This is a genomic window from Candidatus Latescibacter sp. (genome assembly GCA_030692375.1).
Taxonomy (GTDB): Bacteria; Latescibacterota; Latescibacteria; order Latescibacterales; family Latescibacteraceae; genus JAUYCD01.
Genome location: JAUYCD010000154.1, coordinates 1 through 7,680 on the forward strand (window position 1 = coordinate 1; position 7,680 = coordinate 7,680).

A 7,680-nucleotide genomic window follows, 5' to 3' on the forward strand; every position below is an offset into this window, starting at 1 on the left:
TGCCATATCACTTATCTTCTCTTTAAACAAAATCCCCCCGCCGCATAAAGCGGCGACCCCCTTGTTAAGGGGGTAAAAGCTGCCTGCCAACATGATTCCCCCCTTAATAAGGGGGGGGGATTCGTCCTTCAAAAGGACTTGAACCCAAGAATATTTTCATAAATATTTTCTCGTGGAACGATAAGCATTATAAAGAGTAAAAATTGATTCAAATATATGGGGGATGGCCAGAAAGAACCCCCCAATTCAGATAATTTAGTTTCCTCAGTTGCCGATGTCCTGTTTTTGCTCGGATTATACTTTATGTATAAGTTCAAAATTAGATATCCTTGCTTCGGACAAATTTTCATTGTCTACAATAATTTTCCCATTCTGATCTATAGAAATAATTACGTCGTTTAATTCCAAAAGCGTGCCGTCATATCCAACATTTTTTAACCGTGATCGGGTAATATCGAGAAGATTCTGGCACTCTTTGGGATGGAGAATCCCTTCATACCCCGCCCGTTCCAAATTATAAGGTTTGGAGAGCTGTCCCTCGTGCGACGCCACCCAGGAATCAGCCCCGTTAAAGTAACCCCGGATGGTAATATATTCGTGGTTTTCCCTGAGAATCGGATAGTCGTCCAGTCCCACATAATCACGGTGAGAGGCATAATGCATCAGGTCGGCGATCGGTTCAGTTTTCGTTATGCCGGTCATATAAATTGCCCGGCTATAAACAGTTGGCACACTATTGTTTGTGAGAAAATGAGCTATGGCGAACTCTTCGAAGGGACTGTTAAATCCATATTCCCTGATGAGCTCATGATTGCCGCCGCCTTCTCCGGGTTGAGGATTCTCGCCCACCCTCGATGTTTTCCAAACAATGTGAATATTATCCTTTGTTACCGTGTAATAGACCTCGTGGTTCTCTGAAAACGAATGACACGGAGTTCTTCTCCAGCGTTCCGGGAGGAAATAATCAAATAATCTCGGATTACGGCCGACAACCCAGAGCAATCCTCCTGTGCTTTCCACATGACCATGAACATACGGCACTCCAAATATCTCGCTGAGCGATAAAAATTGAGGCAATGCGGAGGCTTGAAAACGATCGCGCTGATCCTCGTGATATACATGCCGCCTAAGAGACTTGACCTGCTCATCATAGTGGGGTGTCCGCATCAATAACTCATAATCTACCACTGAGTATTGGCTCCTGTTCACAAGAGAGTTCACATATTCGCTTTGTATTTCCAGCGTGTCCGCTGTTCCGTTGCGCCCCAGGTCTCTCATGTGTTTGACATTTTTATCACTGATGATGATATGAGACGGTTTTATATCGGCCATTATGAAGCCTTTTTCTTCAAGATCATGCGTAACCTTCACTGTAACAGGCTTCAGAAAGTTTTCCAGCTCCAGGCCGGTAATGCCGATTTCTTTGAATGCCTCGATAATATTGAGACCTTCGATCCACTTATACACCATTTTATACTGCTTCAGAATGTCAAGGTTGATACTGGGATGACGGAGGGTAATCTTGTTAATCCTGGACCTTGAACGGCCTGTTTGCCATAACTGAAATTTTTCCGAGGGGACATAAATTGCCAGGGGCTGCTGGGTATTTATGTTGATATCCCGGGAACCGAAATTACTGTCACGCAATTCCATTGCCAATGAAAATTCTTCCCAGGGGCTGTTAAATTCGGCATTGATGAATTCATAAAGAGTATGGGTATCGAGCGGCACATCTTCTCCCACACGGTTATTTTTTACTACGAGCTGCAGCCGTTTTCCATCGACCTCTTTGGTGGGAACCCTGTATACCGCACTTGTGCCGGATAGGCGGACTCGATGGGTTTCAAACCATTCCCTTTCATACCAATTCTCGATATCGAGGATATCCGAGTAAAGAAAGCCGTACTCGGTGAGGTAGAGATCGCCTTCATTACTTGTCTTGGTGTGGGCGTACACAACACCCAAAAGATTCATGAGTGAATGTGCGGCGGCTAATGAGTTACTTCTTTTATGAGAGAGCGCCGACATATAATTTTCTTTTGATTCGATCATAAATCAATCCGAATATGCAATTAGACAAGGTTAATGATCGGGAAAAAAGATTTAAGAGCTTTCTGTATTTTCGAAAACCTCACCCGGCCATCGGCCACCCTCTCCTAAATAGGAGAGGGTAAAAACAATGCACGTAATGAGTTACCCCCTCTCCTGACTAGGAGAGGGGGACAGGGGGTGAGGTTTCAAAAAGCAGAAAAGCTTGAATCCTGATAATTCCGGTGTAGACTTTCTTCTTGTACTTTGCGAGAAATCCTAAATTTTTATCCAAGGCGCTTTTTAAGATTGTTCAACTGCTCTCCGAGACGCCCGGGGAGACGGTCTCCGAATTGTTTAAAGTGCGCTTCAATATCCGGAACTTCCGCCTTCCATTCACCGGTATCGACATGCAGCAGTTCATGGATATCATGGCTGCTGATGGAAAGTCCGTTCATATCGAGATCCTTCACCTCCGGAACAAGACCGATGGGTGTCTCACGGGCATCGACTTCACCATCAATAAGCTGGCACATCCATTTCAACACGCGGCTGTTTTCGCCATACCCCGGCCAGAGCCATTTGCCTTCGTCATCTTTACGAAACCAGTTGACATAGAATATTTTCGGCGCTTTTGCGCCCAGTCTGTCTCCCATGTCCAGCCAATGCTGGAAATAATCCCCCATATTGTATCCGCAGAAGGGTATCATCGCAAAGGGGTCACGCCGAAGCTGTCCTAAACTCCCAATATTGGCGGCAGTGGTTTCAGAGGCAGCAGTGGCCCCCAGAAACACCCCGTGATCCCAGTTATATGCCCCATGAACCAGCGGCACTACGCCGGCTCTTCTCCCGCCGAACACAAAGATATCGATGGGGACTCCTTCCGGCTTTTCCCAGTCCTTGCAGATGACAGGACATTGAGAAGCAGGCGTGGTAAAACGGGCATTCGGATGAGCGGCGGCTTCGCCCCCGGACGTGGTCCAGTCGCGGCCCTTCCAGTCGATGGCATGGAGGGGAGGATCATTATCCATTCCTTCCCACCAGACATCCCCCTCATCTGTGAGAGCGCAGTTGGTAAAGATGGTGTTCGCTTTCACTGTTTCCATGGCCATGGGATTCGATTCATACGATGTGCCTGGCGCCACTCCGAAAAATCCGCATTCAGGATTGATGGCATGGAGACGGCCGTCCGGGCGGATTTTCATCCAGGCTATATCATCTCCGATACACTCGCATGTCCAGCCCGCAATGGTGGGTTTCATCATTGCCAGATTGGTTTTTCCGCACGCCGACGGGAATGCGGCGGCGATATGGTATTGCCTCCCCTGCGGGTTTGTGAGGCGGAGAATGAGCATATGCTCGGCCATCCAGCCCTCACGTCGTGCAATGACAGATGCAATGCGCAGTGAAAGACACTTTTTCCCCAGGAGGGCATTTCCGCCGTATCCCGAACCAAATGACCAGATGAGATTCTCCTCGGGGAAATGGCTGATATATTTCTTGTCCATTTCGGCGCAGGGCCAGGGAACATCTTTCCGGCCTTCCTCGAGCGGGGCGCCGATCGAATGGAGACAGGGAATGAATTCACCTTCTCTCCCGAGTTTCTCGAGTACCGCATCACCCACTCTGGCCATGATGTGCATATTGCATACCACATAAGGACTGTCGGTAATCTCAACCCCGATTTTCGAGAGAGGTGAATGAATCGGCCCCATGGAAAACGGTATGACATACATCGTCCTCCCTCTCATGCATCCCGCATACAGCTCTTTCATGGTCTGTTTGAGTGTATCAGGGTCGATCCAGTTGTTCGTGGGTCCGGCTTCTATCCGGGAAAGGGTGCTGATAAACGTTCTATTCTCCACACGTGCGACATCGCTGGGGTCGGAGCGGAACAGATAACTGTTCGGTCGATTTTTTAAAGGTATGGCGGCCCCGATTCTCACCATCTGTGACATCAACCGATTATACTCATCCTTAGAACCGCTGCATACATAGACGCTCTCCGGCAGACACATACCGGCAACTTCCTTAACCCATTTGCCGAGCTTCTCATTAACAAAGCTGGTATTGTTCATTTTTTTCTCCTGCTTCGAATCATATCGTGTTCTCATTCTGCATTATACGCATAAAGACGAAAAAAGTTTGCAGATGTATAAAAGCTTTGTATTATAGCATTTAAAATAAAAAAAACAAAAGAGAATTGCAGTGGACTTTCCAATTCCTCGTTTCCTTAATTTAACAAAAAGATCAAAAAATAAGGAAATATTGCTCTTTTTAACTGAAGCTTTGGAATACTTTTTGCGATTTATTTTATTACATTTCTTTTCAATAGATGCCGAAACAAGTTCGGCATGACACGTGTCATCCTGAACTCGTTTCAGGATCTAAACTTTCAAAACATGCGCAATTATTTTTGTCGTATTGACAGGAAGCCTCCTCATGCTTATTTTCAATTATATATCGCTCATTTTTTTTAACTATGGAAAACAGGAAAGAAGGCTGCTGTGAAAATAATCACCAAGAATCTCCAAAAAAAATTATCCAATGATCACGAGCTGCTTCTGACTAAACCGGGGGGGGATTTCACCGATACCGATCCCTGGAGGGTTTTACGGATTCAGGGCGAATTTGTCGAAGGATTCGAGGCGCTTTCGAAAATCGGCCCGGCGGTTTCCATTTTCGGTTCGGCAAGATTGGGCGGGCAATCGCCGTACTATGAAGCCGCCCGAAAGTGCGCCCGTATTCTGGCCGAAAGCGGCCTGGTGGTTATAACCGGCGGCGGACCCGGGATCATGGAAGCGGGAAACCGTGGCTCGGCGGAGGCAGGGCATCTCTCGGTCGGTCTAAATATCGAGCTCCCGGCCGAACAGACACCGAACGAATACCAGAATCTGGCGCTGGAGTTCCGCTATTTCTTTGTTCGCAAGATGATGTTTGTCAAGTATTCCATCGGTTACATTATTTTCCCCGGCGGTTTCGGAACCATGGATGAGATGTTTGAAGCGCTGACCCTTTCCCAGACGGAAAAAATCATGCATTTCCCCGTGGTGCTCTACGGCAGCGGCTATTGGGGGGGACTGATCGACTGGCTGAAAAACACGATGCTCAGGGAAGACTGCATCCGAAAAGAGGATTTGAATCTGTTACAGATGACCGATGATCCCGCCGAGGCGGCTGACATTATCATCCACAAGGCACGGGAACTGGGATTCATAATACAAGAACGGTGTCAAAGTGACAAAGCGGCAAAGTGACAAAGTTACAAAGTGGCAAAGTGGCAAAGTGACAAAGAAAGTATTTTTCGTTCATCCTTATACTTCATCGCATGAGAGGAGGAACGGTCCAGGTTTTAAACTGTTTGTGCTCCGTATAAAAATTGATGCCGAAGAGTACATGCCTTTCCCGGGAAAGTCTATTGATGCCGTATTTAATCTGAATAAACAGAGTTCGGTTTTCCTGGATATAGTATTCGGCGCCGGCGGTAATGAATGTTTGATAATACAAACTGTTTTCCGTTATCGTACGGGGAGAGCCGTCGGTGGAAATCGTTTTTTCCTGGTGTACGATATAGTAACCCAGGATGAATCCGGCGAAACTTGTTATTCCCCAGTGAACAGGAATTTTATAGGTGAAAGAAGCATCCAAGCCTGCATTTGCGACATCGCTGGAATCATTGGTCGCACCCCACAGGTGAAGTACGGTGCTTGCTTCCAGGAAATCCTGATAAAAGTCTTTGCCCAGAATAGTCCCGAAACCCACGCCGGTATCGAAATCCCTGGTAAAGACAAATCCGCTCTGGAATCCGACCTTGGAAAAAAACGGCAGAGGAATGAGCAGCCTGGTCGAGTCCTGCGGCTCCACCTTGGGTTTGGCAACCGTTTTTTCAGCCCCTGATGCGATTCCCGACACATACATGAAAAGGAAAATAAAAGATGTGAGGCAAACCTTTCTCATGCCTTAACTCCCTGAACTTTTCTTTGACCCCGGAGCCAGGAGACTGAGAGCGAGTATGATGGTTACGAGGAAGCTTACAGCGCATCCGGCAAGAACTGCGTTTTTGACCAGATAGAGCCTGGGGAGTGCAAAGGGCGCGTAAAGAAGTGTCGGATAACGGAGAAAATGCTCTACCCGGGAAAAGGTCTTATTTCGGGGGTAGCCGAACTGATAAGCCATCACAATTTCACCGGTGAAATATCCCTTATTTGCATGGTAAAATGCATCGATCGGATTCAAAGAAAGAGAATCCACCGAAGAAATATAGGTCTCTGTTGAGCAGCCGGCGAACGCATCGAGATCGAATAATTTCTTAATTTCCAGGGTGTTGAGAAGCTTCCCTTTGGCGTTTTGTATATATGCCGCGCTGGACATGGGGTCCACGAAACACCATGAAGCCTGTTCGGGTATCCAGCTCTCGCAGAAATAGTGGCCGGTAAGCTTGAGAGGGCCGAATTTCCCGGCAATATCAACCAGACGGGTTTTAATTCCGGCGGCATTTGCAAAAAGATAGTATACAAGGGCGCGATTTTCACAGAAACCCTTGCCGGTCCCTCCGCTCAGCATGCGGTAGGTTTTCATCGGACTGGAGTTCAATACCTCGTCGGTAGGCATACCTCCCGAGTTCTTGATCCCATTCATAACAAAACGGAAAACATGCTCCACTTTTTCACGGGTGGGGGCGTTGGCATCCACAGCATTTCCCAGAATTATTTTCGCCTCGATCAGATCGGGATCATTATCAGGCAGTCCGGCCCATTCATTCAGCGAGAAATGGCGTTTCAGGCTGAATGGAATAGAGGAATAGGGTTTCCAGTAGTTATCCGGCCAGGAGAGGCCCCCCTTCCGGTACCCTTCTTTGGGATAGTATGATAGGGTAAGCGCCATTCCCTTGAGCAGGGTTACTCCCTCCGGAACAAAGAGATAGGTAATATCCGAAGGTTTGTCGGAAAATGTGATGTCCGGATACGGCCCCTGCGAGATAACCTTTTTATCAGCCGCGTCAAGTATTTTCCACAATGTGGTATTTATTGCCGGAGTGAACTCGAATCTCAATGTACGGTTTCCGATAAGCTTTACCGCTTTTATCGCCGGAATCTCAGACACATTGTAAATTTCATCCTCCACTGTCTGACGGCTGTTATAATCGAACACACGCCATCGGGGATCCTGAAAGCTTTTCACAAAGATTGCAAGGGAAGCGGCAAATAAGAACATAGACAGAGCGGCGAAAAGATAAAGTGACCATACCAGCGTTTTACGGGGCAGCATCAAAGGTTTCTCCATATAGTATCAGACGGTGATGTCGATTGTTGAACAGGGATGAAACAACCGATCAATGCACGGGGTATATTCCCCACAGAGAAGGAAATCTTATTATTGCACAATACAGTATGATAATTCATAGCGGGGATTGTCAATAAAAAAGAACAAAACAGGTATGTTGTTAAGTAAGCTAAGGTGATCATCCGAAAGGTTAATCCCCCCTACCCCCCTTATTAAGGGGGGAAAAGGAAAATTGTTCCTGGTACTATGTAAAGATTTATTAGGTTTTGACAGAACCCTCTCCTAAAAATTCCCCCCTTAATAAGGGGGGATGCCGAAGGCAGGGGGGATTTTAAAGACACAGGAGCACTCAATTTCTCTTATTCACTG

The 7,680-nt window shown here is 47.0% G+C and carries 5 protein-coding genes; 1 reads left to right on the plus strand and 4 read right to left on the minus strand.

Annotation, left to right across the window (positions count from 1 at the left end):
* Positions 1–294: 294 nt before the first annotated feature.
* Both Q8O92_09390 and Q8O92_09395 read right to left on the minus strand, forming a co-directional pair.
* Positions 295–2,052 carry a hypothetical protein gene (locus tag Q8O92_09390; protein ID MDP2983525.1) on the minus strand — a complete coding sequence of 586 codons (1,758 nt, stop codon included), beginning with the start codon at positions 2,050–2,052 and terminating at the stop codon, positions 295–297.
* A gap of 263 nt (positions 2,053–2,315) precedes the next feature.
* Positions 2,316–4,142 carry a phosphoenolpyruvate carboxykinase (GTP) gene (locus Q8O92_09395; protein ID MDP2983526.1) on the minus strand — a complete coding sequence of 609 codons (1,827 nt, stop codon included), beginning with the start codon at positions 4,140–4,142 and terminating at the stop codon, positions 2,316–2,318.
* Between the two features lie 444 nt (positions 4,143–4,586).
* Between Q8O92_09395 and Q8O92_09400 the strand changes: the two genes are divergently transcribed.
* Entirely contained in the window at positions 4,587–5,285 is a 699-nt protein-coding gene (locus Q8O92_09400; protein ID MDP2983527.1) for a TIGR00730 family Rossman fold protein, read from the plus strand.
* Positions 5,286–5,349: 64 nt separating this feature from the next.
* Here the strand turns inward: Q8O92_09400 and Q8O92_09405 are convergent, their stop codons facing one another.
* Together Q8O92_09405 and Q8O92_09410 are read right to left on the minus strand one after the other, a co-directional pair.
* Complete coding sequence (locus Q8O92_09405) at positions 5,350–5,985, minus strand: hypothetical protein (protein MDP2983528.1); 636 nt, start codon at positions 5,983–5,985, stop codon at positions 5,350–5,352.
* Positions 5,986–5,988: 3 nt separating this feature from the next.
* Positions 5,989–7,296, minus strand: coding sequence for a transglutaminase-like domain-containing protein (locus Q8O92_09410; GenBank protein ID MDP2983529.1), 1,308 nt, complete (start codon positions 7,294–7,296; stop codon positions 5,989–5,991).
* Positions 7,297–7,680 lie beyond the last annotated feature (384 nt).

What these genes read in the sequence shown, in the direction of transcription:
- Q8O92_09390 (MDP2983525.1), bottom strand. Translation starts at nt 2,052, where the DNA reads ATGATCGAATCAAAAGAAAATTATATGTCGGCGCTCTCTCATAAAAGA.
- Q8O92_09410 (MDP2983529.1), bottom strand. Translation starts at nt 7,296, where the DNA reads ATGCTGCCCCGTAAAACGCTGGTATGGTCACTTTATCTTTTCGCCGCT.
- Q8O92_09405 (MDP2983528.1), bottom strand. Translation starts at nt 5,985, where the DNA reads ATGAGAAAGGTTTGCCTCACATCTTTTATTTTCCTTTTCATGTATGTG.
- Q8O92_09395 (MDP2983526.1), bottom strand. Translation starts at nt 4,142, where the DNA reads ATGAGAACACGATATGATTCGAAGCAGGAGAAAAAAATGAACAATACC.